Source organism: Dyadobacter sp. CY347 (genome assembly GCF_021502655.1).
GTDB lineage: Bacteria > Bacteroidota > Bacteroidia > Cytophagales > Spirosomataceae > Dyadobacter.
Genome location: NZ_JAKFFT010000002.1, coordinates 960,716 through 984,665 on the forward strand (window position 1 = coordinate 960,716; position 23,950 = coordinate 984,665).

Sequence of the window (23,950 nt, forward strand, 5' to 3'; positions counted from 1 at the left end):
CTTCATTCGCGTAAAAGTTAAATCAGTTTTCCAATCAAATACCAAGAGTTATGACTCCTGAACAAAAGGAAGCAGCCGACAAGGCCGCTGCGGACAAGGCGAAAGCCAATCAAGAAGCTGCTGAAAAAGCATTAGCTGATAAGGATGCCGCTGAGAAAGAAGCTGCTGAAAAGGCCAGGGCCGACAAAGCCAAAGCCGATAAAGAAGCCTCTGACAAAGCAAAAGCAGAAAGGGAAGCAGCCGACAAAGCCGCTGCGGACAAGGCGAAAACTGCTAAGAAAAAAACGCTAGCTGATTTGAAATCATCTGACGATGTGGTGATCGAATTCAAGAATCCGGTTCACGTCGAAGAAGATGGTGAAAACTCAGTCCGGAAAGAAAAGGTCGTTCAGCATGTAAAATATGCTTTCTGGCAAGGCCTCAAAAAGGACGACAAAGGCAATCCCGCATATTCAACACTGAGAGGCGCAAAGCTAATCGGATATGTGCAGGATGATAAGGTCATTGAATTTTAATCACAAGTCTCATTCGCCCGCGGGCAAACACTATTAAATAGGTTGCGACCTACCAACACACATGGCAAAATTAGCTGACAATCTTACATCACTTCTGGCTGCGGCCGGCGTGAAATTAACTGATGAGCAAAAAGCCGTTTTGGCTGATTTGCCCCAGGATGAGGTATCCGCACCGGTTCAAAGTTTCTTTGATACGGTTGCAAACCAGGCTACAAGCGAATTCGCGAACCTCGCAAAAAAGGCTGGAAATCTGGACAAGTTCGATGATGGGCTTGCTTCATGGGCTGACCTCTTGGGTGATGATATTAAAACCATCGCAAAAGAGAAAGGTCCGCAAAAGCTTGAAAAGATCAAAGCTCAGATTGCTGCCAAGATCGAAGCGGCCAAAACTGCTGCGGCAGGAGGATCCGGCGACCTGGACAAGCTGAGAACTGAGATCACCGCTCTTCAAACGAAGCTGCAAACCGCTGAGGTGGAAACGCAAGCCGCACTTGAAAAGCAGAAAGGTGAATACGAAGGCAAAATCTTTAATTCTTCGATGCTCACAAAGCTTCAAAGCAGAAAAGATATTGTCGAAGCATACGCCAATCAAGACGCATTGTCAATGCTCGTTTTGCCGAAAGTATTGGCGCACATTGAGGGTAAAGGGCTCAAAGTCAATCCCGCCAAGTTGGATGTTGTCAGAACTGATACCGGAACCCCTTACATGAAAGGCGCCAAGGCTGTGACCCTTGACGAACTGTTTGACGAAGCGCTGTCTGAAAACAAATTCAGGCAAAACGCCGGACCGAACCCTCCGAAGACAACCGTCGAACTCGATGGAAATCAGGCTCCGAAGGTGACAAAAACAAGCTTACTGCGTCCGGAAGTGAGCGAATCGTAAAATTCTAAACGACTTTTGAAATGCCTAATAATGTAAACCTTGGTATTGCCAGAACTGTGCAAGCGGCTTTGATGCATACTGCTAATAACGGCTTGAAGTTTAACCGCTACGGCGCTGCTCAGGCTATGCTTTCTCCTGCCGTTCAGGAGGTAAGAACCCAGATTAGCCCTTACGGTCCAACCGATAGCACGTCGGTTATCTGGGGAGCGACACCTGGCCGGGACATCCTTGTTCCAAAAGTGCAGGTCAATACTTACCCAGCCAGGGTAGTATCTGGATATGATGAAAGGACCCGCGATTTAAATGGCGAAGATTTCTCTGATCCATTGACGATCGATGTTGTTTATGATTTCTACAAAGAGATCAAAGTCAACCGCTCACTGGCCAGAGAATTGTTTGAGCCGAAGGCTTTGGAGTATATGAGCAATTACGTGGCGGGTAAGATGTCCGACACGCTGGATCCTAAATACAAAGTATTTGTGGATCGTCTGGCTTTGCAAATCATTCAGGATTTCGATTCAGGTGTGGCAAATCCTTTTGCGACTTATGTGCTGAGTTCTTTGATCGCACGTATCGGCAAGAATGCTGCTTTCCCAACTGCCAACGCGCCGACTGCTGCCGCGCCTTTGATCGAAGTTCCTACGTTCAACGCTGACAGAACTTTGAAAGCTGAATTCTGGGATTTCATCAATGAAACCAAGATCGCTAACAAGATCACTGGTAGATTGATCATGATCGGTGGAACACTTGCTTTGCGTGCAATGCGCCGTGAAGGTGTGTTGGCAATTAATGATGCGGGTTACGATTGGGCAACCATGTTCGGACGCACGCCGGTGGATTTCTACTATGACGAGCTGATCGATACAATCTATGGTGCTGGCCGGATCCTGCTGATCGATTCAGGGGCAGCTGCGGCAGAAACATTCTGCTATGCTGACTTCCCGGAAAAATTCGGCGATCCTACCAACAGCGATGATACTGCTGATGCGAAAGGTAAAATCATGTTCATGAATTTGCCAGAGGATGAGACAATCCTGAATAATGTTGCGAGCTCCTTCATTCGTGATGTTGATGTTCGTGTCACTCGCAAGCGTGATGCCAATGATTTCGCGGTAACAACTGCTACCGTCGCTCTTCCTGCTGGTCTTTACATCCGTCCTAATGGATGGTTCACTGAGGATGTGACCAACGTACTTCATGGTGTTTCCGGTATTTTCGCCGCGAAACTGATATAATCATCTGACAGAGGGACATCGATGTCCCTCTGTTCTTTCCCACACACAATGAGATATTTCTTGTTAATGCTGTTCAGTTTGCTTCAACTGACGGCCATCTCTCAAAGTAAGGTAACCGGAACATTCCAGGTTGACCTATCCGGATACTACACAAAGACTCAGGTTGACAGCATCATTAAGTTGTCGGGGGGAGTAATCACCAAGCCGCCTGTTACGTTGAAGCCTTGCCGTGTTTCTCCTGTCATTACGCGTCTGATTTCATTCAGTAATCAGGGGGCTCAACTTCAATTCCACGGCGAGGGGGTAGAGTCAATCCAGTATGAAGTTTGGCCTGTGCTGAGCGGTACACCCGTGCTCGTTGATTCTGTTAGTCCAAAGTCCAATATAATTGATCTTGATTTTAAAAAATCAGTTTTACCAAACGGGACTTACACGCTGATCATTAAAGGAAAATCCTGCCTGAGCGACAAACCTTCTGAGATTCAATTCCAGATCAAGTCCGATCAAGGCGGCACTACAACGCCTCCCGTCATAGACAAGCCCGATCAGCCGGTACCGGTAAACGGAACATTGAACAGGCTTAAAACGATGACCGAAGGAATGGATGAGCACATGAAGCTCGCTGTTCGTGACTCTGCCGACGTTCGTATTTTCACCGATCTCGCCCCGGATAGGATTAGCCCTACACATAGCTACCGATATTTGGTAAACGGCGAAATTATCACTCAAAAAAACCGGCTCACCAATTACATGGTGTCCGGGAATAATCCGATCCGAGTTGTCAAAGTCAAACTTAAAGACGGCATTCCTAGCATCAATCAATGGGGAACTCAGGAGTCCGATTATCAAGGCGGTGGCTACTATCAGCGAGACGCGGGCGAGCTTTTTTCCTATAACACAAGTTTTGCATTCAATACGTTCGTGGCTCCGGGGCAGAGCGACAGTAAAGGTTTTTTGAATCCGATCCTCTGGAACTACAACCCGGATGGGCGGCAGATTTCTTGGCCTGAGATTGCGCCAGATATGAAGCTACCTGCCGGAAAACTCTGGATTGATAATTGGGACGGCTACACTCCTGAGTTGATCCTCTCGAAGGGAGTGACTCATCTGCCTCACCACTGGTTGCCGTGGAATGAAGCGGATGGAAACAGGCAGGCAAATGCACTTAAACAGGCAGGAAAGACCTACAACAACGTTCCGAGAAATGAGGTAATATTCAAGCTATCAAAGCTCCCGCCTGTTGTCAGATCGGACGGGACGGTGATAACGGATGACTACACAGGCGACGGCGGGACTAACAAATTCTGGTGGCCTAACGGCGGCTTTGACAAAGAAACCGCTATCCGAAAAGCGGATGAGGCAGATATTTCAGATGCAATCTGGATTGGCGAGACCATGGAGAACGAGTCTTGGACGCCTGATTATTGGGACATGCACCGTCATTTCTACAAGCGGCTTCGTGAGCGTTACGAGGATCGTTTTGGCAAGCGCGGAATCCCTTATGAAATTGTCCACAACTATTACTATTTATGGCCTGAGCCGATTTCACTTTCAAGAAAACGCCCGGCGAGTTACTTCCGCGATCTGTTAAAAAGAAATCCTGAGAATCTTCCATCAACTCCGTACAGTCCGGGCGGCACCCTTGCCAGCACCACGATGGTTACAGAGGGGATTTATCTTGGCGCTCCCGACATTCAGATTGGACTTATTTACGAAACGATCTTCAGATTTCACATCAACAAAATTCTTGGACTCCGTAGCGGCGTTTTCCTGACGGGGAAGCATGAGTACAGGCCGAACAACAAATATAAGTATGTGTACCCAGAAGGGGAATTTTACACAGACGCCAAAGTTCCCCTCGATCCTAATGTGCACATCGCGGCTGGCTTTATCGGTCAGGTTTACGGCAACCTGGTTCACGAATGGGGCGCTCCCGGAAAAAAGAGTCACAAAAAGTTTAGCCACGAATGGGCGAAAGGACTGTGGTTTCCAAACGGATCACCATTTCCGCAAGACGAGTTTCCGTACTACTCCTACACGAACGATTATTACGCAGGGTTTGACGGAGGGGCAGACCTGACCTACTTTTCTCAAAAGCTGTATAATGAGACATTTGGCCAGACAGACCGAGGTCAAACAGAATACCTTTCTTATAAGATCGACGGCACAAATTGGATTTTGCCCGACCAGGCGTACGGTCAAGAAATAGTTTCTGCTTACGATCAAAAAAGAGGATTTGTCTACTCCCAACGCAAGGATGGGAAGATAGCCTGGTTCTATTTGAATTCCTACGCGGACAATAACTGGCACAAGCTTGAAGTGCGGTTTCCGAACGGACAAACCAAGACTTTTAAAGTTTCAGGCAACGCCATTCATGCCAGGCTAGATATCGAATGAAAAAGCACATCCATTTGGCGGTACTCGTTTTCGCCATCATTGTTCTGATACTCGGTGCCATTTGGTTGACGAAAACCTATAACCACAAACCCGTCGAAACGCACTCTTGGGTTATTGACAGCCTTGCCTACTACAAAGGACTGGTAAAGAAAGATTCCGCTACCTCCGATCAACATCATCAGCAGTATGAAGACAGTTACACTCATTATCTCAATCCTGATTCTGTTGGCAGGGAAAGGCTACGCGCAATCTTATGGCAGCGAGCTCGCGGTGCTGACAGCGTATCAAGAACAGCTCCTTGATAGCGCCTACAAGTACGAGCTGCTCAAACCAACATTTTTTAACCTTAGAACCGCTTATGAGTCCAGGGGAAAGGAAATCGACGACCTCCGAAATGCCTTGCGTTTGTCTGAAATGCAAACTGCACTGCAAAAACAAAGCTTTGAAGCCGCTATCAGTGAAGAAAGGAAGAATGCAAGAAAGGGATACTGGAAAGGGTTCAAGCATGGATTCGGCTCAGGTTTCCCTACTGGGTTTTTAACCGGGCTTTCAGTCCATTAATCTTCAACCAAATGAAAATTTTCGAACATTTTAATCTCACGTCAATGCTCGCCTCTATCGGTTTGACAATTAAAGGAATGGTCACAAATCCCGCATTCCTTTTGCTCTCTTCTTCGACTGTGGGATTTATACAGGTCTTCAATTACCGCAAGGATTTGACGATCGATCTGCTAGTTGCTACTGGTATTTGCTTTACGACAATGACCTTTCTCGGACTTGTTAAGCATTACAAGTCGGGTGAGGCAAAAGCAGAAATATTTGTAAAAAAGACCATTGAACAGTTTGTAGTAATGGTCTCCGTGGTGCTGCTGGGATATATCGCCTCGATCATCATCGCCGTGGTATTCAAGATTGTTACGCAGGCCGTCGCCGGTGCCAATCCGGTTCCAGGTATGGCATTGTATTTCATATTCGCCGGTTATGGTGTGATGTTCACCTACTATTTCATTAAGAGCTGTGATCTGATAGATCAGATCCTTCCGAAGCTTTTGCCTAATTGGTTCAGCGCTCCATTTCGGAAATTCCGGAATTCCGGCGATTACAAGGATCTGCTGTCTTTTGTGAAAGAAGAGGAAGAAATTAAAACGCCGGCGCAATGAAGACACAGTCGCAGCTGATTGCCAGATTCGGAGATCCTTACGAGGACCGGCTTGCTTTCGAAAAGAAGTGGATGGTGTATTGGGATGTGCCAAAGGAAATTATTGAAAACATTCAGGTAATTCCGAAGAAGATTTACATCAACTATTACGCCATTGTGCCTCTGGAAGATACGCTGAAAGAGCTTATCGCAAATGGCCTGCACAAAGAAATCAAGACCTGGGACGGATGCTTTAATATTCGGCCAAAGCGCGGAAGCACGGGCATTTCAACTCATGCATGGGGTATATCTGTTGATCTCAATGCCAACTGGAATCCATTTCGTGGCAAAGTAACCTGGTCGAAAGAATTCCTAAACGCTTGGAGGCAGAACGGATGGATTTGCGGTGCGGATTGGTCGGCCAGATCCATCGACGGCATGCACTTCCAGTGGGAAGGCTTCTAAAAATCTTTTATAGTGTGTATGAGATTTAAAGGGCGATTCTGTTGAGTCGCACCTTTTTTTGTGTCTTCTAAGTACATAAACAGTGATAGTTTATACCACGATGCAGTCACGTTGAGGACTTACAGTTATTTTGATATTTCCTGCTAAAAGCTTAGTATTGTGGAATGTAGACCTACTCAACGATGAAAATACTCTTCACTTTTTTATTTCAACTGCTATTATTTTCTTGTTCCCGCAAAGGTGAAGGGGCTCATTACGAACCAGATCCGATAGGGACGAGTGCCGAAATACTTTCAAAATATAGTGTTCCAGATAGCAGCAATGACAGCGTAGCGTTTAAGAGGGCAAAAGTCGCTCTACCAGGAGTAAATTTCGGAATTTCTACCGATGAGTATGGGAATGCCAGTTCATATATTCTCCAAGGCTTAGGTGCAAACACGTATTTCGTAAAACCCTTGTTTAACAAGAATGCCCAGCTGTATAAAATTGAAATTTCTGGACTGAGCCAGAAAGCTCACAATTTGGACGACAAGCTTGCAGACGACCATAAAAATCTCGTTAGCTTCCTTGAAAGTCAAAACGGTAGACTAATAAAAATTGGATCTTATCCCAAAGAAAGGGACTTAAAGCCCGGAGAAGTAAAGTGGACACATTCTTGGGCTAGTCACTCTAAACAAGTGAAAGTTGGAATTGCGGAAGAGTCGTTAGGAGGGACTTTTGAAGTAGTTGCTTGGATTTTTGATCAGTCGATGATTGAGCAAGAGCAACTAGCTGATTCCGCCAGCCATAAGCGAAGAAGACGGACGGTTCGCTAATTTGACCTAACAAAGGATAATATGTATTTTCCTATTTGGACAATCCAGCTCGCCTAAGCTACCAGCAAAAATCGCTATTATTGTATTTCGTAACTCACTGCTTTTAACATGATTAAAGAAAGATTCGCGTACATCGATGCACTACGCGGCTTGGCAATTGCTGGTGTTATAGTCACACACGCTGCAAGCATTACCCATTTAACAGGCATACTTCGACCTTTGACGGAAATGGGTGGGATGGGTGTGCAGCTTTTTTTTGTAATCAGTGCTTTTACCATTTTCAACTCTCTTTCAAAGCACGATACGGCTCCTAATGCTGTGCGTGATTTCTTCATTAAGCGGCTATTTCGTATAGTTCCTGTCTATTGGCTCGGTATCGTTCTGTATACCGCCGTTTATGGCTTACAGTCTCGCGGATGGAAAGAGGGGCCGGAGTTATGGCACTACCCATTTCACTTGTTGCTAGTAAATGTTCTTCATCCTCTGACTTCAAGTTCAGTTGTTCCTGGTGGATGGTCGATCAGTTGTGAGGTGCTATTCTATGCGATTGTTCCACTTTTGTATTTTCGTCTGAAAAAAACTCAAAATCTAGTAATTCTAATGATAGCTAGTATTGTGATTTACCCAATAGCAAACAAGTGGCTAAGTATACATTTAGGCCCGGTTATCTTTCCTGGTCTCAATCCGAAAGACTTTTGGTATAGGTGGCTGCCATCTCAATTGGGATGCTTCACTTTTGGAATCTTACTTTTCAAGTTGATACAAGCCAACAAGCTGAGTAAGTTTTTATTGAATAAGCGTTTAAACCTGTTCGCGCTGGCGTCAATCTTTGTTTCCATACTTTTGATGCTCCCCTATAAATTAAAAATCATAGAGCCGCACTATATTTTCTCATTTCTATTTATGTGCATGGCGCTGCTGTTGTCAGCCATCCCCTGGAAGTTTATGGTAAACAATGTCTTTATATTTTTAGGGAAAATAAGCTATTCGTGCTACTTAATTCACTTTTTGGTGTTGAAGCAAGTTTATGATTTTGCCAGCGTTTACCTACCTCAGATTGCGCAAGACAACTTGGTTCTTTTTTCATTCGTACTGACAGTAAGCGTAATATTCACGGTACCATTGGCCATGTTGAGCTATCAATACGTTGAACAACCGGCTGTGAATGCGGGGAAAAACTTCATGAACTACCTGAACGGTACAAATTCCCAATCAGCGTAGGCGTTTGCCAGACGGCCATCTATAAAATTTGAGAGCTTCTTGCGTTACAAGCCAATTAAGGCCGATTTGAACCATCGGCCGTAATTGGCTATTGACTTGTATTGGATAATATGATACTATTGATGTCATTTTATTGATATCATCAACAACATAATGGAATTCGTAGCAGTAAACGACGTGATTTATCTGGAGAAGGGCATGACTGTACAGTATCCAAATTTACCAGTTTGGTTCTTTAAAGATCATCATCCTTACAGCCAGGAAACTGCTGATTCACATTGTACTGTCGGAGAGGTTCGCAGGCGCCGCTCGGGAATTGATCCTCTACGAAACGAAGCCAAAAAACTGATTGGCTTCGTTTTCGAATATTTGAAGGTTCCCTACGATTCGGGTGTATTAGGCAAATATGTGGCTCATGTCATCAAAGAGCCCAGAGAGCAAGAATTTATTATTCCTGCCGGAGAATATATCGTCACTGACATCAAGTTCAAGGATTTACAGCGCAAGGTGTTTTGCCAGACTTTTGATCCAGATTTGAAAAAGCCGGTTTTGAAAGTGTATTTCTATCAGAACTCAAACAATTATGCAACCAACAACAGGGTGAAGGTGGTGCACAGGATTCTATGAAATCAACTTGATGTCAGTGAGCAAATGGAAAGTATGCACTTGCAAGGCTTCATTGATTTGGTTTGTGATACTTTCCCAATCGACAGACTCTTTAACCGTTTCTCTAACATCGGAGGTGTCAACGTGGAAATCCAAGCTATCATACGCCTCATCAATCGCCTTATCGATAAGCGAATCTCTGTCAATACATGGGCAAACCGTCTCTTTACTGAACAATCGATAATCTCCTGATTCAATCTCATTTTGATCTAAATCGGTGATGTATTGCAACGCTTGAAATTCATGGCCATTGGTGCCGCAAAATTCGAAGCCTTCTTCAATTGCTTGCTTTGCTGTCATTCTACTTTCCATGATATATCTAATTGTATTGGTTGATGTTAGTAACTGATGTTTTTGTTCCAACAAATGATTTGCCCGGCAAATGGCTTATCGAACCATTCAAGCAGATCCTTACGAGATAGTCCATCGTTTTGAGCAACTTCATCGAGAATGTCTTCGCCTTCCCTGTTGCAGTAAACCCAAAAGCACCCATCTTCATCCACTTCAACATTCCAAACCTTTTCAATCTTGATATCGGGGGCAATGGTGATCATTGGTGAGTTGTAAGGTTTTCCAGACCATACGCGCGGGGAAAACACCTCGCCAGCTTCCCAGCGATGGCCAGCACGGATTGTATGGTGTTTAGGTAACATCTTTGAAAAGCGCTCCACCTGGATCGGGTCCCAAGGGAAGGTTTTGAAATAGGCTTCTGCGTACGGCACGAGCTGTATTTGGTCAACAGGAATGGATTTCCATATCTTATGCACAAAGTCAGTGGGTTGACCTGCTTTTGGATGGTATGCCGGGAATGTCCGGCTGAATGTGATAATCTTTGCCATAATCTCAGTTTACAAGTTGAAAAACAGGACTTCCATCTCTTATTTCGTCAAAGAAGATATGTGGATTCTCTTCGTAAGCGCTCAGCAGGTGATCAGCCATTGGTTTCATTTGCGGATCGGTAACTGACCTAAGCATTTCCTTTTTCGCTTCAAACCACTCTTTTTTATCTTCATCCGTAGCATCTCGCCAGATAAGGTCGCCGGTCTTTGGTTTGTAATTGGGATCATAAACATCCGCTCGCCAATTAACGTGTTGAAGTTCTACTCCAAATTCTTTGCTTTGAAATACGAACGGAGTGACGCCATCCCTGCTATTGTAAATCACAACACTGATTTTCTTTCTTATGCCAATGCTTTCGTAAGTCATGTGGCAAAATGCTTCTGCGTGATTGGGTTTTCCTTTCATATGATTTTCTCTTTAAAAGTTAATACTTGCATTCCCATCTGCTCGGCGACGGCCTTCTCTATCTTGGCGCCTTTGCTGGTCCTCCAACAGGAAAGCATCAGGATCGCTTCACAATCGAGCAGCATTTCGATATCCTTTACCATGTGCTCCTTCCAGGAAGCGGTTTCAGGTAATCCGTTTTTCATTGGATTGACAGTCTCCCAGCCTGAACACATTAGGATCTTTTCGGCTTCCGCGAATTTTTCACGCGCCTGCTCAATCGGTACGCCTGTGATCTTGCCGGATATGTAGATCTTTTTCATCTGGGTATTTCTATGATGGTTTCGCTTTCGATTGACCCGTGCAGATTATGAAGCGGACAAACTAGCACGCCGTTTTGTTCAACCATCAGCGTTCCCAGGTGCGGACACTTTCGCCCTTTGCAGGATTTGCCGATCATGCTGTCGTGCCATGTCCAGTATTTGACGGCATCAGCTGGCGGCTTGACTCCTGTTGTCAACCTTTTGCACTTCATACGCCTGACCACAACCTCAATGAATTCGGTTTCGAAGTATTTTCCCACGATAACGATTCCGTTGGTTTTGCCGTTTTCATCCACTGTGTATTTGTATCCAGATCCCAGATCTGCAAACCGGCCGTCAATGTGATAGTGTTCATCCTCGACCGAAAATTGAGGATCTTTGTGCTTTTCTCCGATGATGGGAATGTATAATACTTCGCTCCAATCCATTCTGAGTTTTGCGCAGCGGACATTATAATATTTCCCCAGAATGAGCTGATCTGTTTCGTTGAACGGTGTCATGGTTTAATTCAGAAAAAGTACGATGGGTGTAACTGGATTGAAAAGGCTTCCGTGCTTATCCACCACGGGTGTGAGAGTTAGCCAGGTATGCTGCACGATCTTCGGATGCTTGGCTTTGAGACTATACCATTGCAGGGTATTCTCGAACATGTATTTGTAAAAGCATGTGTCGTGCGAAATAGGGCTCCACTTTATAGGATGGATCCTTCCTTGACTTTCTTGGTTTTTCATGGTGTTGACGAATAGGAGTAAATGGGGGTGGTTAGCCCCCTTGGTGATTGTTAGTGATTAGTGATCTTCTTCCTGCTCTTGGAGATATTCTTCTTCGGTGATTCCACGCTCGGCGAGCACTTCTGACAATGGCCGTAGGTTGGCCGGGATTTCCTGCTCAGCGTCTTCATCACTGGTATGCGGGAAAACGTCGAGGATGAGCGTGAGCACCATGTCCGTCATTTCGTACGGAATCAGGAAGCCTTTCATTTGTTCGTTGACACGGTCAATGGCCTGCTGAATTCCATCTGCATTGACCAGCATGTAATTGACAATCTTCTTTTCCTTGCCGCTTTTATCGTCAACGGAGAAGTAAATGACCTTCGCTTTGAACCACTGTTCGCCTTCTTCGTAAGTGAACAGATCTGCCAGGCGCATGCGGGTGATGCTGTCAACTGAGAAATCACTTGCGCCGGTTACGATCAGCTTGTAACATTTCGCTTCCGCTTCGGTAAAAGAGACCGAATCGATTAGGTACACTTCATTGATTGTTTGCAATGAACCCGCTTCGTCTTGTTTTTGATAGCGGATTTTGCAGAGATACCAGGATGCCATAGTTTATGAATTAAAGTTTGAAATTGAATGCTTTGAGCGTGGAATAGCCGAGCAGGAAGAACGGAAATACGGCGATCGTCAGCACGAGCGCGGCCAACAGAATCAAGGCGAATAGGATTTTCAGTGTGATGGCCATATGGGCTCGACTCTGTTAAGATTACAATTCGGTGTTTTCTTCAAAATACCCGGTTAAACAAGCATCACGGCATTTTTCACAACAGTTACACCGAGGAATACCCTTGACATCAAGGATAATATTTAGCTCACTACCCGTCTCATTGGCCATGCATCCAGTACAAGGATCGTATTCACTTTCGGTGAGCTCACCGCAATTTTCACAGCAGTTTTCGTTGCTCATGGTTCGACTCTGTTAAGGTTTTGAACAGGATTGAAGTAACCCGCAAGGCGGGGCTCGAATTGGTATGTCGGGCGGCACGTTGCTAAACCCTTATTCTAAATCTGATCTTTAATTTCTATGGTAGTGCTCGTCAACGATTTGCGTAACGAGTGCGTAAGTGTCGGTCGGGAAATCTTTTGACAACATCCAATTGAGGAAATCAATGTGGTTCTTTGCCGGGTTGCCGCGGTGCTTTCCAAAATTCAGAATCAGATCGCCTTTATCATCGTAGACAAACTTTCCAGACAGGTCCGCGACCTTGTTTCCGTAATTGGTGTACAGGGCGAGTTCTTCAATGGTCTGGGGAAATCCTTCAAGATTCTCATATCGGGCGAGCTGAGCGAGCAGAACGTCAAGCGTAGCTTCTATATCCGCTTGTGCGCTGTGAGCGTCTTCCAGATCTTTTCCCAGGTAAAATTTCACCGCAGCGGAAAGCGTCCGAGGTTCCTGAATCTTAAAGAGGTTTCCCGCATCTATCATCAGGAAATTATTGTGATCCCAGAAATGGCCGGCTCTGTTGAATTCATTGAACAAAAGCGGCACATCAAAAGCATTGCTATTAAAACCGGCAATGTCGCAACCTTCCAGAAGTTCTAGCAGTCCTTTTGAGAGCTGCTTAAATGTCGGCTCGTTGGCAACATCTGCATCACTGATACCATGCACGGCCGTTGCTCCTGCTGGTATGGGAATCGTCGGGTTTACCTTCCGGCAAAGCGTTTTGTACTGACCTGATGGCATGTATTTGCAAACAGCTATTTCAACGATCCGGTCGTTTTCCCGGTCAACGCCGGTGGTTTCCAAGTCAATGAAAGCGATTGGTCTGGTAAGTTGAATTTTCATTCTTATTCGATGATTTGCGGTATAACTTCTCGGCGGCTCCACTCAGGAAGCATCATGTTGATAATCCCGTGGTTGTCTTCTTCTGCGTAGGAGTCGAAGCCTGGCCAGTTGTTACGGAGCATGGCTTCTTTCACATTTCGGAGCGCGGTGCGGAACCTGTATTTCCCGTTGGCGATATCTTCCGGGCTGTAATAAAAAACAACTGGAAGGTATGGCAAAACGGTTTGCAGCATGATGCAGAATACACCTTTCACTTTGCGGCCGGTGATCTTCTCATAGCCTTCGGCATACATCCCCTCTGAGAGGTAGTACATGTATTTTGCGGCGTCGTACTGCATTTTGCCGATATTGTCGGCGTGCGTGGTTTTGAATGAAATGATCGCGTTGCAGCCGATATTCTCTTCGATCTGGAAAGCATCCGGACGGATTTTGCAAGGCAGCTCGGTTTCTTCGTCAGTCCAGTACATGGAAACTTCCGGCACGGATCCTTTCAGCAGCTCAGGGATAATGCCGCCGCCATAATTATAATAGTGCCTTTTGATCAGCTGAATGATCTGGTAGCTTTTCGGGTCAATGGCGATCTTTCCGCATCGCTTTTTAAGCTCAGCCAGGTACATGCGAGATCCGTCCATCTTGTCAATGCTCAGGCCATTGCCTAGAACTTCAATGTACGCATCACCGGGAATGTCCGGATTGATCTTTTCAGCTTCCTTTTCCCAAAATTCAATGAGCTTGGCAATTCCTTCTTTGCTTGACTGATTGCCGCCTGCCGGTTCCAATGCCAGTAAATCAAACTTTTCAGGTTCAAGAAATGCGGTATGGCAGAAGGTGCCCAGCTCGAAGTGCGTCTTATCCGGTTTGATCTGGCTTTCCTCTGTGCAAACGCGATAATGCAACGGCGATTTTAGCGCTTCTTTCAGGGTTCCGGACGAGCAAGCCTTTGTTCTGAGGTAGATGTCCATGTCTTCTTCAAGTACGCGCCCTGATCTGCTCATTTGAGCGAGTAGTGTCCGAACGTCAATAATATCCTTACGCTTTTTGATGAAGCTGATCACTTCTTCGATGGGTGTGAATTCTTCCACATCGTAAAAGGTCGGATTCAATTCCGGTCCTTCGTCAGCGTCAGCCAGTAAACTAAAATCCAAATTCATAGAATTTCAGGTTATGGCAGGGCTTTTTACACCCTGCCAAGTGAATTAATCGATATTGATAATTAGCGGCTTCACTGACCAGCTGTCAGAGTGGAATGCGTTGCGGCGGTTCTTCTGTTTGCCCTTATAGATGATTCTTAGCGCGGTTCCACGGACTAGATCCTGCGCAACAATGGCAGCAACCAAGCGCTTTGATCCGTTGCGGACAGATTTGATTTCGCCCTGGCTGTCTTGTTCAAGGAAGTATGCGCATTCCAGATCAATCAAGACAGGATTAGCATCCTGGGTAAGTACCTGTGAAACATCGATGCGGTCGAAAAAGACGTTTTTGAATTCACCTGGTTTTTCTGGTGTCCAATAATCCGACATTAGATCGAGCGGCATTTCCATTGCTTTCGAGAGGTCGGGAAGATTCACAACGGATTTGGTAAGGTCAAACACTTGGCCCATCGGGCGGGATACTGCAACTTCGGTCGTTGCAACTTCTGTTGTTTCTTCGGTTTTTGCGATTGTGCTCATTGAAATAAAATTTATGATTTAGAGATTGGTTTCTTGAGTGCGGTTATGCTTATACGTTGATCAGGTGCAGGACGGTTTGTATTACGCTCATGATCGTCGTCTGGCCAAAAACCGCAGTGGCAATAAGGATCACCGCACATGCAGCCGCCACGATCAGGATGAACTGGAAGAGCCAGTACAGGTACACGATCATGATCCAATGGTTGTTCGGTTCTTTCATCGCTCACGGGTTTGGGCATTCTTAACGGTGTAAATGAAAAGCGCGGCAAACAGTACAATTCCCAGCGTAATCAGGTCGGTCCAGTTCAGGCGATCAATAACAGACTCCACAAGGGAATCTGCCATTGATGCCAGACAAAGCAGCACCATAAAGATGATCGTGGTGCGCATTATTCAGCCTTGGTTAGGGGGCTTGCTTTGATCAGCAGATCAACACCTGTTTTGAAGTCGGCCTGCGCATTCTTCCCATCTTCGGTGCTGAAAGTGAAGCTTTCAAGGATCACCTTAATCTGATTGGTCATATCGGTGAACTTCTCCAAGTCTGGGCGGCGCGCTTTTTTGCGAGCTTCTTTTTCCTTGGCAAGGCGATCTGCTTCGGCTTTTGCTTCTGCATCCTGCTTTGCTTTCAATTCAGTGGCTACACGCGCTTTTTCGGCAGCTTCCACGCGGGCAGCTTCGATTTCAGCGAGCCTTTTTTCTTCCGCTTCTTTGGCGTCGGCTTCTGTTTTCAGGCGGCGAGCTTCGGCATCCTTTTCGTCCTGCTCACGCTGCGCAATTGCGTCACGTTCCATTTTTTCGGCGACTAATATCGCTTCATGAGCCGCTTTCTCATCTTCCAGCCTTTGGCGTTCAGCTGCGATTTCATCTTGCTGACGTTTCAATTCAGCGGCAGCGGCTTCCTGTTCAAGGCGTTGCGCTTCAAGGCGGTCTGCTTCTTCCTTGGCCAGCCTTTCAGTTTCCAGACGCGCTTCCAAAATGCTTTGATACTCCGCTTCCAGCTTTTCAACCTCTGTTTGAAACTTATCGTCTGGAAGACTTTCAAGATCAGCCTGACCGATTTTCACTTCACCAAGAGAGTAGGATAGGCCATTGAATGTCACACCCTGGAATGATGTCACAACTTGCGCACGGCTCTGGATCTTCTCTTTACGCTTGGATTCAAACTCTTCTTTGATCCGATTTTTTTCCGCAATGATAGCTTCTTCCATTTCCTGCAAAGGAGTTTCGATGCTGAACAGCTCCTTCGTAATTTCCTTTGCAGCCTCATTGACTTGACGTTGCCATTTGAGAGCATCCTCATTAAGAGTTTTGCGCTCTTTCTCAACCTGACCACGTACAGCTTTGACCTCTTTGCGGGCAGTGGAGACTTTCAGAAGACCTTCACGATCATTGACATCTTTAATTTTCAGGCCTAAGAATGCTTTACGCATGCGGGCAATCTCAGTCTTAACTTTGGTGATCGGCGCGAGCTTCTCGTCAGTTTCGGGCAATTCGAGTACTTCTACGGACATGACGTATAATGTTTGGAGTTAACAAAATGAAGAATGGAAAAGGGTGCCGGTCTTTCCCGGCTGTCTTTATCTCGGCATGACGCCGGTGGTGTGGTAAATGGACATTAACACGGTGGATCTGATTGCCAGGTGTTTGCTTTTACCTTCCTGAGTGTCGAATGAGTAGGCGTTTACAAGATCCCACATTGCTTTTGATAGCTCTTCTAATCTCTGTGCTTCTGATACTGCTGGTAATTCGAGAGTTTCCATGATGATTAAGCTTAGCAGGTTAGAGAATCAAATGCACGTCCTTGGATCACTGAGGCATGTTCGTAGTTGTCACGTGCCCAACGCTCGTAGTTTTCGAAGTCGTCAATGTTTTCAGCAAGCTGAGCGTCAAAGCGTTCTCTCAATGATTCAACTGTGTCGTCGAATTGAACTGCTACGCTAAGTTTGATCGGCATGTATTCCGTTTCAACTTCAACGGTGATCAGGTTACCGCGAACGATGCTATCCTTTTCGTAAGGAAGAACCAGGCTTTCGTAAAGCTCTTGGGTGAAGTCTGCAAGGCTCAATGCTTGCACGTCTGATTTGATTAACTTTGTCATAGTTTTTAGAATTAGCACACCCGGTGTGGCTTTGCCTGCCGGGTGTCTTTTTGGTTTAGCGCCTATCGTTTCGTGATTGGCATGTACAAATATAAATCATGTTGAAACATTATCCAAACATTATTTATAGTATTATCATCATTATTTATGTAAGTCTATATTTATTGTTGATAGTCAATGTGTTGCATTAATTAAAATTTTGAAAGATTTTTTATAAGTATTATTATTACTGATAGTTACATACCCCCTATCAGTAGTTATGAATAGAATTTACCTTGTCCTCTTGTTGTCCCTTTTGCTAGCATCGCGTTTTAGCGTTGCTCAAGAATCCGTTTCGCAGCCAGCAACCAAGCTGGATAAATTCACATCAAAAAGTGGCGTGATTATTAAGTTTGAAGATTACAACTTAACCGGTTTAGCTCAGCAGTTTGGCGCCTCGGCTGAAACAAAAATTCGGAAAGTGCACTCAGGAGACGACGTAAAACTATTTTATCTGATTTCCAATAAAACAGAATACGGCCTCAAAGTTGCCGCAATTGCATCAGAGGATTTTACTGAGCTTTCGAAGGCTCTTGGTACTTTACAAGGACAGCTAGTCATAGACCTTCAATCAAAGGCCGACTATCTTGAAAATAAGTATGTTACAGAAGATGGCTTTCATCTAGGCTATCTGATACAGAAAGGCAAACCTACTTGGTACATGAGACTCGAAAAATATGGGAGTGGCGGCTCTATTTTCTTGAATCAACTGACAGTCATTGAAGATTCATTTAAGCTCGCTAGTACCAAGCTTAACGAACTCAAATAGCCGGTAAGCATTACAACAACCTAAGAGCGGACTTCGGGCCGGAAGATTAATGATGATTGAGGGTGGGTAGGTGGTCAAATAGGATTTAAATATCGAAAATCTCTTTATAATGCAGATCAAATATGCAAAACAAACCCGCTGGCAAAATGAATAATGAATTATTGCTGCTGCTAGCTAATATTGGAGCCTGGGCTTTCGGAGTTCTCGCGTTGACCTGCGTTTTTGGGATATTCTATTTTGGGAAGCAGTTGGAAATTGAAAGGGATGCAAAAACTGCAATGTCGGGAGTTCTAAAAAGTGTCGAATCGAAACCTCCGAAGGTATTATTGCAAGATGGTAAACTTGGGTCCAATGCGGTCTTAAAAGTAGGAAATAGCTTAACCTATTTCCAAAAAACTACTTCGGGTCCAATATTTGAAATTGACAACACGCCCCTAACAATCGCTCTGATCAATGATTCGATAGCGGTATCCGTTGATATAAATGACTCAAATGGAGATCTTGTGGCTAGGCTAGTAGAAAATGAGTGGCAAATAAACGCGAATAAGATTTTCGATAGAAATTACACCAAAAGTAAGCTTGAGATTATTGACGTTCAAGGCGAAGTCGTGTTTCAAGCTGCCTTGCTCGGCGACACCGTGCAATTACAATGTAAGTTATTCGGTAGGAATAAGACTGGTTTCGGTATGTATTCTGACGAAACGAATCGGGGGGTATTCGCTTTTGCAAACCCCAACCGGCCCTTTGAATTTTCGATTAAACCTATTTTCAAATACCCAAGTGAAAAGAATCTAGGCAAACAGATATGATTGGAATGCGAAAAACAGAGCGCACTTCGGGCTGAAAGACTGAATTAATCTAAACTAAATCTTATAAATTTTATGGGTAAGTACATCATCAAACACCGAAGCAACGGAGAATTTCAATTCAACCTAAAAGCCGGAAACGGTGAGATCATTTTGACAAGCGAAGGTTATGAAACCAAGGCTGGCTGTAAGGGCGGGATTCAATCTGTTAGGAACAACTGCCAGGACGATTCACGCTACGAACGAATCAATGCTACCACTGGCCGGTATCGTTTTGTGTTAAAAGCGACAAATGGACAAATCATTGGAACAAGCGAGAACTATGAATCGTCATCTGGAATGAACAGTGGGATTGAATCTGTAAAGCTAAATGGCACGTCGGATGATGTGGACGATCAGGCTTCGTAACAACATGAAAGCGGAATTGGGATCGAAAGATTGAAATAAATCTAAACAAACTCTTATGAGCACTATACAAGATGATATTGCCGACCAAATTCTCTTATCAAAAGCCAGTATAGCGGCACTATCGGTTGGCTCTATTTTATTAGTTCCGCAAATGTTCGATGCATTTAATGGAATGTTTCCTAGTCCGATGACCACCTTTTTAGTTGGTAGGAAGTCGTCTCCAATCAGGGTTGAAAACGACACAGTCAAGTCAGGGGGATATAATTTGAATATCCCAGACTCGATAAAGGCATTAAATGGTGCTCCGAGTTTCCGACTTGAAATGATTCGGTTGCCAACAGCCGGAGCCATTTTGAAAATTGGTGATTTGCTAGCAAAAAGTGGTTATTTCACCAAGACGCCCGAGTTAGAATTCATGAGGCACCTTCGAAACGGCATTGCTCACGGAAATCAATTTAATTTTGTTCCCGCAGAGCCCAGACGGCCGGCGTCGTTTGAGACTTTTGTCATAGAAAACGGTCTGCATGGTAAAACAGTCCTAGGCGACTTTATAGAGTCAGGTGATGTTTTAGCGCTATTCGACCTTCTTGAAAGCAATTTGAGGTTAGGTTTATATACAGTTGGCCACTGAGCAATAACAATTATAATGCGTATCGCTATCATATCGAATAATTTGAATTCGAATAACCAGAATCTGGTGCAGACTGGTAAAATCTCATTTAAAAATTTATTGAAAAACTGCTTATTAACTTAAAGCCAAGCCTTATGAGCGATCTAGAAAAAGCCACAATTGAAACAACATTTAGAATGATCAGGTTAGAGAAGATACTCGATTATTTGGTCGATACTAATCCGACAATGAACTTTCCAAGTCAAGAACAAATAAGAAAGATAGAGTTAGAAGCGGCCAATGCGCTTTCAAAGACTATCCCGGGTGCAAAGTGGACGCCTGTTAACGGAAAATAGTTAAACCGTAAGTCCTTTATATCTACATAAACTATCATTAGATGAAAATCGGAGATATTGATATTCAGAATTCAATTTTGAACCTCGAAATGAATGTGGAAGTGTTGTCAAAAGTATTAGACTATGTCATGCAAAACAATCCATCGGTTCGCTTCCCAACGCCGATAGAACATGCACAAATGCGGTCAGATACTTTATCTGAAATTAAGAAAAAATACCCTTCAAATGGCATTCTGGGCGGATAAAGGTTTTGTCCGCTATGCTCAGGTGAAATGGTAAATTAATCCGACAAGACGTTAACATCGATGAAAATATCCAATAGTGAAAAGGCAAGTGAGCAGTTTGGAAGAATGGCTGATGATTTCTTTTTAACATTAATCAGGGTCAAGTTCCAAGATTACGAAAACTCTTCCTTGCCTTTCATCTATGCACACCTTTTGGAATTAAGCTCTAAGGCTGCTTGCTTAAAGTTGAACTTAGATTTTTCTGGCCTAAATCACAGTATTTATAAAATTTTCACTTTGATTGGGACTAAGCATCCAGAGATATTAGGCCTCCTGCCGCCGCAGAGCAGCTTTAATGAATATAAGAAAATGTTCGTACGAAGTGACGCTGGACATAATACTGTAACATTGCCGCCCCCCGATCAGGATTACTTGATTCACCAGTGGGAAATGGCATATATTATGGACAATGTGATGAATTTAAAATATGGTTTTACAAGGGACTGGGTTATGTTGTCAAATGTTATGATAGCATATGAGGGATTCAATGACCTTTTCCTGCCTCTATTTAAAGCAACAAGAAAGATTTATAGTACACCATTTTTGGACGAAAATTTCGTGTATCGGATGGTGAAGGGATTTGGAAACAATGAGAATACAACGGCGTGGATCAATTTAGTTCTTGATGTATAGGAGCGCAATAATCACTATTCACCTGCATACCTTGGCAAAGTAAAAGAAATATGGATGAACTTTATGTTATCAAGCAGGAATTGCGTTTGGGTGACAAAAGAATTAGAGCTATTGAAGAAATCTGACATATTTGTTAGGAGTTTCTCGTGATCCATTATCTAAAATGTAAAATGGTATAAATCGCATCCCTGACATCATCATTCATCCGGTGGGATAATCCGGATTCTTTCTCTACATATCGACGGCCATGATCAGTCCAGGATCCTTCCATCGTTTTGAAAATTCCCTTTCTCAGTGGTGAGAATTCATGTACTGTGAAGCCAGCTTTGCGGATGATCTTGGCGATCAACTTGCCGGTCGCATGATTCTCGCCAACGTTTCGGGCTTTGGCCTGAGCTGTCGCATAGTTGCCACCTCTCAGGTTATGCTTTTTGATCTTCCAGCCAGCTTCAATGTAAACCGTCGTTTCGGCTGGATCCAGATCCTTCAATGCTTCCAAAATATTCTCAATGCTGACCGATTTTGCCATTGTCCAGGTCCGGGTAGGATAATGCCAGGCTGCAACGCCTGATGCGTTCAGGTCCGGGTCGATGGCGACGATATTCGGAGTCGGGCAGTTTGGGCGCGAGATGAAATTCATGTCAACAAGCTTAAAGTGCTAGGATCTGTATAAATCTCTTTTTTTCGGCCGCGTAGGTGCAGCCGACGTAAAGCGCTGTACATGTAGGACCGCTCCGCATCTTCATTCGGCTCAAAGCCACCTTTCCATCCGAAGCCTTCCGGCGTTTTTGTGTAAGGGTTGTGCACGCAGCGGGCTTTACCCTTTTCATCGACATAGATCAGTCCCCACTGTTCTGGAAGGTCTGACACTTTCAGTAGGCTTGTCCGGCAGCAATAGAATCGATATCTGCCTACACCCTTTCCCGGTTCGATCCGGAATGGCTTCTTTCGGTCAGCAAACAAATCGGATCGGGATACTTTGCACTCGATCAAGATACTATGATTCCAAGCTCCGAATCCAATCACGTCTGCACATTCAGCTTCAAAGCTTTTTAATTCTTTAAACGCAAATCCGCAGCTCTTTTTCAAAACCCAATTGTAGGCTGATTTGACCAAATCTCTGTGTGTCAATGTCCTCATGCAAATGGCGCTTCTTCGTTATCGTAATCATGGTCTACCAAATCTTTTCCCATTAGAAGAATGTCGCAGGGTGCATTGTAGATCCGCATATCGATCGCGCATACCATATCGCAGCCGTTTATGTAATCGCCGAATTCTTCCAAGATGCCAGAAAGCTTATTGGCCATTTCGGCCATGAAATCTTCCTTTTCCTTTAACCCATCGCTCATTATTTTTTTTGATGATTCGCTTTGCGGGCTGTCGGGTGTAGAATTGACGGTAATGATCATCTGGTAATCACTAATCACGCTATTGACAGCGTTGGCCATGTAATTGATAGTGGATGTTGCGAGCAGAATTTTGCTCATGCTGTCAAGTCTTTGAGGTTCGTTCATTGGAATGTTTATTAGAGGTTATTGTTGAAAACTTGCGATCAATGTTTTGATTTCTTCGCGCCTGATCAGGCTGTCTTGCGCTAATTTGAAAGCCTGCTGCATGGTTGGCGTAAAGCTGATATCGAAATAACCACTGCCGCCACACTCGACCGTATAGCATATGCGTCCGTGTGGTTCATATCCCACTTTATCGAAAATTGGATCACTGCTTTTGCTAAACCCAATTGCCTTGCGGATGGCGGCAATGAGTTCCTCGTGTGGTTTTACCACTTCGTCAAATGGAACACATACCAGGTCAAAGTCTCTCACGACGGATCCGTGAACACAGAGAGCATATCCATGTTCATTTGCCAATTTCTGAATCAAACCAAAGTAGTTGACGTACATCATTGGCATCCATTTCGGGCGCTTTGTTTCTTTAAGATTAGCCATTGAGAACAGTGATGTATTCATCCACTTTTGCTTTTACTTTTTCTAAAAAGTCATTCGCATCTTCAATTGTCTGACAGATTTCTTTCAGCTTGTCAAAAACAACCAAGCGCTGAGCAGTGGCGATTACAGACTCATCTTTGAATCCCAGCTTTGTAGCGTGCATCAGATCAGACATTGACTTTATTTTACCAGCATCCTTGGCGTCAATTGCTTCCTGCAACATGATTTGGTTCGCCTTCTTCATGTAGCCCCACTTAGTCTCGGAATCGAGATTGAAATAGCCGAATTGATCAAGAAGGCTATAAATTACACCGCCGTAATCCTGAAAGCCCTCGGATTCTGGACCTGATTTGAATAGTGCGCTTCTTAGCATTTGCAGCTTGTGAAGCAGCGTTTCCTCAATGGTAGGCACATATTCATACTGGTCGATTTTGTGGGTTAGCTGAGCAAATACCTTCATTGCAGGCATCTTTTTCAGTTCGATGTATTGCTTTACCCAAATCACAAAATTTGAAGAGGTGAAAACCACGATGTTTTTTTCTGAGAAGTCTCCGTCCAACCCCATTTCCAGCGCAGCGAATATTTCCAGCGTGGTCATGTTCGGGAATTTTTGCAGATCAGATTCGATCTCACCGATTAGCGCTTCCTGATGCAAGTCATCCTTATCCTTACTTCCGAGTCGTGTTTCGGCTTTAATGACAATGGTTGAGGCGGTTCGAAGGCGCATACGTTCGTCCAGTTCACAGATCTTCGGATTTTTCTCAGAAGGGATTGATGCAGATACGAGCCGAAATTCTGACTGGCTAAGTTTTGCTTTAATCTTGTCAGGAATCGAAAGCTGGATCGATCGCTGGATTGAAGTGTTTGGTTTGGTTATGGCTGTCATA

38 protein-coding genes are annotated in these 23,950 nt (G+C 44.5%); 17 read left to right on the forward strand and 21 right to left on the reverse strand.

Annotated features, from left to right (window positions below; translation table 11 throughout):
* Positions 1-50: 50 nt before the first annotated feature.
* The 10 genes from L0659_RS04780 to L0659_RS04825 all read left to right on the forward strand — a co-directional run bounded on the left by L0659_RS04780 (position 51) and on the right by L0659_RS04825 (position 9,296).
* Positions 51-515: a hypothetical protein gene (locus L0659_RS04780; RefSeq protein ID WP_235124534.1), complete on the forward strand. Its 465-nt coding sequence runs from the start codon at positions 51-53 to the stop codon at positions 513-515.
* A 61-nt stretch (positions 516-576) separates the two neighbouring features.
* Positions 577-1,398 carry a hypothetical protein gene (locus tag L0659_RS04785; protein WP_235124535.1) on the forward strand — a complete coding sequence of 274 codons (822 nt, stop codon included), beginning with the start codon at positions 577-579 and terminating at the stop codon, positions 1,396-1,398.
* Between the two features lie 20 nt (positions 1,399-1,418).
* A complete protein-coding gene (locus tag L0659_RS04790) occupies positions 1,419-2,633 on the forward strand; it encodes a hypothetical protein (RefSeq protein WP_235124536.1) in 1,215 nt (404 codons plus the stop codon).
* Positions 2,634-2,681: 48 nt separating this feature from the next.
* Positions 2,682-5,030: a hypothetical protein gene (locus L0659_RS04795; protein WP_235124537.1), complete on the forward strand. Its 2,349-nt coding sequence runs from the start codon at positions 2,682-2,684 to the stop codon at positions 5,028-5,030.
* A gap of 186 nt (positions 5,031-5,216) precedes the next feature.
* The gene (locus L0659_RS04800; protein WP_235124538.1) at positions 5,217-5,591 is read left to right on the forward strand and encodes a hypothetical protein; all 375 of its coding nucleotides are present in this window, start codon (positions 5,217-5,219) and stop codon (positions 5,589-5,591) included.
* Positions 5,592-5,602: 11 nt separating this feature from the next.
* On the forward strand, positions 5,603-6,190 hold the full coding sequence (locus L0659_RS04805; protein ID WP_235124539.1) for a hypothetical protein: 588 nt from the start codon (positions 5,603-5,605) through the stop codon (positions 6,188-6,190).
* Positions 6,187-6,633 (forward strand): M15 family metallopeptidase, encoded by a 447-nt coding sequence (locus L0659_RS04810; RefSeq protein ID WP_235124540.1) that lies wholly within the window; start codon positions 6,187-6,189, stop codon positions 6,631-6,633. Before L0659_RS04805 ends, L0659_RS04810 begins: the two co-directional genes overlap by 4 nt.
* Before the next feature lie 182 nt (positions 6,634-6,815).
* Positions 6,816-7,448 (forward strand): hypothetical protein, encoded by a 633-nt coding sequence (locus L0659_RS04815; protein ID WP_235124541.1) that lies wholly within the window; start codon positions 6,816-6,818, stop codon positions 7,446-7,448.
* A 108-nt stretch (positions 7,449-7,556) separates the two neighbouring features.
* Positions 7,557-8,669, forward strand: coding sequence for an acyltransferase (locus tag L0659_RS04820; RefSeq protein ID WP_235124542.1), 1,113 nt, complete (start codon positions 7,557-7,559; stop codon positions 8,667-8,669).
* A 153-nt stretch (positions 8,670-8,822) separates the two neighbouring features.
* Entirely contained in the window at positions 8,823-9,296 is a 474-nt protein-coding gene (locus L0659_RS04825) for a hypothetical protein (RefSeq protein ID WP_235124543.1), read from the forward strand.
* On the opposite strand, the gene L0659_RS04830 is transcribed toward L0659_RS04825, so the two are convergent.
* The 16 genes from L0659_RS04830 to L0659_RS04900 all read right to left on the reverse strand — a co-directional run bounded on the left by L0659_RS04830 (position 9,291) and on the right by L0659_RS04900 (position 17,212).
* Positions 9,291-9,647, reverse strand: coding sequence for a hypothetical protein (locus tag L0659_RS04830; protein ID WP_235124544.1), 357 nt, complete (start codon positions 9,645-9,647; stop codon positions 9,291-9,293). The genes L0659_RS04825 and L0659_RS04830 overlap by 6 nt on opposite strands.
* Positions 9,648-9,673: 26 nt before the next feature.
* Positions 9,674-10,174 carry a hypothetical protein gene (locus L0659_RS04835; RefSeq protein ID WP_235124546.1) on the reverse strand — a complete coding sequence of 167 codons (501 nt, stop codon included), beginning with the start codon at positions 10,172-10,174 and terminating at the stop codon, positions 9,674-9,676.
* Positions 10,175-10,178: 4 nt separating this feature from the next.
* Entirely contained in the window at positions 10,179-10,580 is a 402-nt protein-coding gene (locus L0659_RS04840; protein WP_235124547.1) for a hypothetical protein, read from the reverse strand.
* Positions 10,577-10,882: a DUF4406 domain-containing protein gene (locus L0659_RS04845; protein ID WP_235124548.1), complete on the reverse strand. Its 306-nt coding sequence runs from the start codon at positions 10,880-10,882 to the stop codon at positions 10,577-10,579. Before L0659_RS04845 ends, L0659_RS04840 begins: the two co-directional genes overlap by 4 nt.
* Positions 10,879-11,382: a hypothetical protein gene (locus tag L0659_RS04850; RefSeq protein WP_235124549.1), complete on the reverse strand. Its 504-nt coding sequence runs from the start codon at positions 11,380-11,382 to the stop codon at positions 10,879-10,881. Before L0659_RS04850 ends, L0659_RS04845 begins: the two co-directional genes overlap by 4 nt.
* Before the next feature lie 3 nt (positions 11,383-11,385).
* On the reverse strand, positions 11,386-11,613 hold the full coding sequence (locus L0659_RS04855) for a hypothetical protein (protein ID WP_235124550.1): 228 nt from the start codon (positions 11,611-11,613) through the stop codon (positions 11,386-11,388).
* Positions 11,614-11,670: 57 nt separating this feature from the next.
* Positions 11,671-12,207, reverse strand: coding sequence for a DUF4494 domain-containing protein (locus tag L0659_RS04860; RefSeq protein ID WP_235124551.1), 537 nt, complete (start codon positions 12,205-12,207; stop codon positions 11,671-11,673).
* Positions 12,208-12,217: 10 nt separating this feature from the next.
* The gene (locus L0659_RS26285; RefSeq protein WP_255726956.1) at positions 12,218-12,343 is read right to left on the reverse strand and encodes a hypothetical protein; all 126 of its coding nucleotides are present in this window, start codon (positions 12,341-12,343) and stop codon (positions 12,218-12,220) included.
* Between the two features lie 330 nt (positions 12,344-12,673).
* Positions 12,674-13,444, reverse strand: a complete 771-nt coding sequence (locus L0659_RS04865) for a 3'-5' exonuclease (RefSeq protein WP_235124552.1) — start codon at positions 13,442-13,444, stop codon at positions 12,674-12,676.
* Between the two features lie 2 nt (positions 13,445-13,446).
* The gene (locus L0659_RS04870) at positions 13,447-14,595 is read right to left on the reverse strand and encodes a PD-(D/E)XK nuclease-like domain-containing protein (protein WP_235124554.1); all 1,149 of its coding nucleotides are present in this window, start codon (positions 14,593-14,595) and stop codon (positions 13,447-13,449) included.
* A gap of 45 nt (positions 14,596-14,640) precedes the next feature.
* Positions 14,641-15,114, reverse strand: a complete 474-nt coding sequence (locus L0659_RS04875) for a hypothetical protein (protein WP_235124556.1) — start codon at positions 15,112-15,114, stop codon at positions 14,641-14,643.
* 49 nt (positions 15,115-15,163) lie between these two features.
* Complete coding sequence (locus L0659_RS04880) at positions 15,164-15,334, reverse strand: hypothetical protein (protein ID WP_235124558.1); 171 nt, start codon at positions 15,332-15,334, stop codon at positions 15,164-15,166.
* Positions 15,331-15,504 carry a hypothetical protein gene (locus L0659_RS04885; protein WP_235124560.1) on the reverse strand — a complete coding sequence of 58 codons (174 nt, stop codon included), beginning with the start codon at positions 15,502-15,504 and terminating at the stop codon, positions 15,331-15,333. Before L0659_RS04885 ends, L0659_RS04880 begins: the two co-directional genes overlap by 4 nt.
* Positions 15,504-16,625 (reverse strand): hypothetical protein, encoded by a 1,122-nt coding sequence (locus L0659_RS04890; protein ID WP_235124562.1) that lies wholly within the window; start codon positions 16,623-16,625, stop codon positions 15,504-15,506. The genes L0659_RS04885 and L0659_RS04890 overlap by 1 nt, the downstream gene beginning before the upstream one ends.
* A gap of 66 nt (positions 16,626-16,691) precedes the next feature.
* A complete protein-coding gene (locus tag L0659_RS04895; protein ID WP_235124564.1) occupies positions 16,692-16,874 on the reverse strand; it encodes a hypothetical protein in 183 nt (60 codons plus the stop codon).
* An 11-nt stretch (positions 16,875-16,885) separates the two neighbouring features.
* Complete coding sequence (locus tag L0659_RS04900) at positions 16,886-17,212, reverse strand: hypothetical protein (RefSeq protein WP_235124565.1); 327 nt, start codon at positions 17,210-17,212, stop codon at positions 16,886-16,888.
* A gap of 259 nt (positions 17,213-17,471) precedes the next feature.
* Here L0659_RS04900 and L0659_RS04905 point away from each other — a divergent pair, with 259 nt between their 5' ends.
* From L0659_RS04905 to L0659_RS04935, 7 genes are all read left to right on the forward strand, one after another.
* On the forward strand, positions 17,472-18,020 hold the full coding sequence (locus tag L0659_RS04905) for a hypothetical protein (protein ID WP_235124566.1): 549 nt from the start codon (positions 17,472-17,474) through the stop codon (positions 18,018-18,020).
* Between the two features lie 122 nt (positions 18,021-18,142).
* A complete protein-coding gene (locus L0659_RS04910; protein WP_235124567.1) occupies positions 18,143-18,829 on the forward strand; it encodes a hypothetical protein in 687 nt (228 codons plus the stop codon).
* A gap of 72 nt (positions 18,830-18,901) precedes the next feature.
* A complete protein-coding gene (locus L0659_RS04915; protein ID WP_235124568.1) occupies positions 18,902-19,234 on the forward strand; it encodes a YegP family protein in 333 nt (110 codons plus the stop codon).
* 55 nt (positions 19,235-19,289) lie between these two features.
* Positions 19,290-19,865, forward strand: coding sequence for a hypothetical protein (locus L0659_RS04920; protein ID WP_235124569.1), 576 nt, complete (start codon positions 19,290-19,292; stop codon positions 19,863-19,865).
* Between the two features lie 134 nt (positions 19,866-19,999).
* On the forward strand, positions 20,000-20,200 hold the full coding sequence (locus L0659_RS04925; protein WP_235124570.1) for a hypothetical protein: 201 nt from the start codon (positions 20,000-20,002) through the stop codon (positions 20,198-20,200).
* Positions 20,201-20,241: 41 nt separating this feature from the next.
* Positions 20,242-20,445, forward strand: a complete 204-nt coding sequence (locus L0659_RS04930; protein WP_235124571.1) for a hypothetical protein — start codon at positions 20,242-20,244, stop codon at positions 20,443-20,445.
* 60 nt (positions 20,446-20,505) lie between these two features.
* Entirely contained in the window at positions 20,506-21,117 is a 612-nt protein-coding gene (locus tag L0659_RS04935) for a hypothetical protein (protein ID WP_235124573.1), read from the forward strand.
* 154 nt (positions 21,118-21,271) lie between these two features.
* On the opposite strand, the gene L0659_RS04940 is transcribed toward L0659_RS04935, so the two are convergent.
* From L0659_RS04940 to L0659_RS04960, 5 genes are read right to left on the reverse strand one after another with little or no spacing between them, the layout of a single operon-like run.
* Complete coding sequence (locus tag L0659_RS04940) at positions 21,272-21,757, reverse strand: hypothetical protein (RefSeq protein WP_235124574.1); 486 nt, start codon at positions 21,755-21,757, stop codon at positions 21,272-21,274.
* On the reverse strand, positions 21,754-22,257 hold the full coding sequence (locus tag L0659_RS04945) for a hypothetical protein (protein ID WP_235124576.1): 504 nt from the start codon (positions 22,255-22,257) through the stop codon (positions 21,754-21,756). The genes L0659_RS04940 and L0659_RS04945 overlap by 4 nt, the downstream gene beginning before the upstream one ends.
* Positions 22,254-22,631, reverse strand: coding sequence for a hypothetical protein (locus L0659_RS04950; protein WP_235124578.1), 378 nt, complete (start codon positions 22,629-22,631; stop codon positions 22,254-22,256). The genes L0659_RS04945 and L0659_RS04950 overlap by 4 nt, the downstream gene beginning before the upstream one ends.
* An 18-nt stretch (positions 22,632-22,649) precedes the next feature.
* Entirely contained in the window at positions 22,650-23,063 is a 414-nt protein-coding gene (locus L0659_RS04955; RefSeq protein ID WP_235124580.1) for a hypothetical protein, read from the reverse strand.
* Positions 23,056-23,949 (reverse strand): hypothetical protein, encoded by an 894-nt coding sequence (locus tag L0659_RS04960; RefSeq protein WP_235124582.1) that lies wholly within the window; start codon positions 23,947-23,949, stop codon positions 23,056-23,058. Before L0659_RS04960 ends, L0659_RS04955 begins: the two co-directional genes overlap by 8 nt.
* Position 23,950 lies beyond the last annotated feature (1 nt).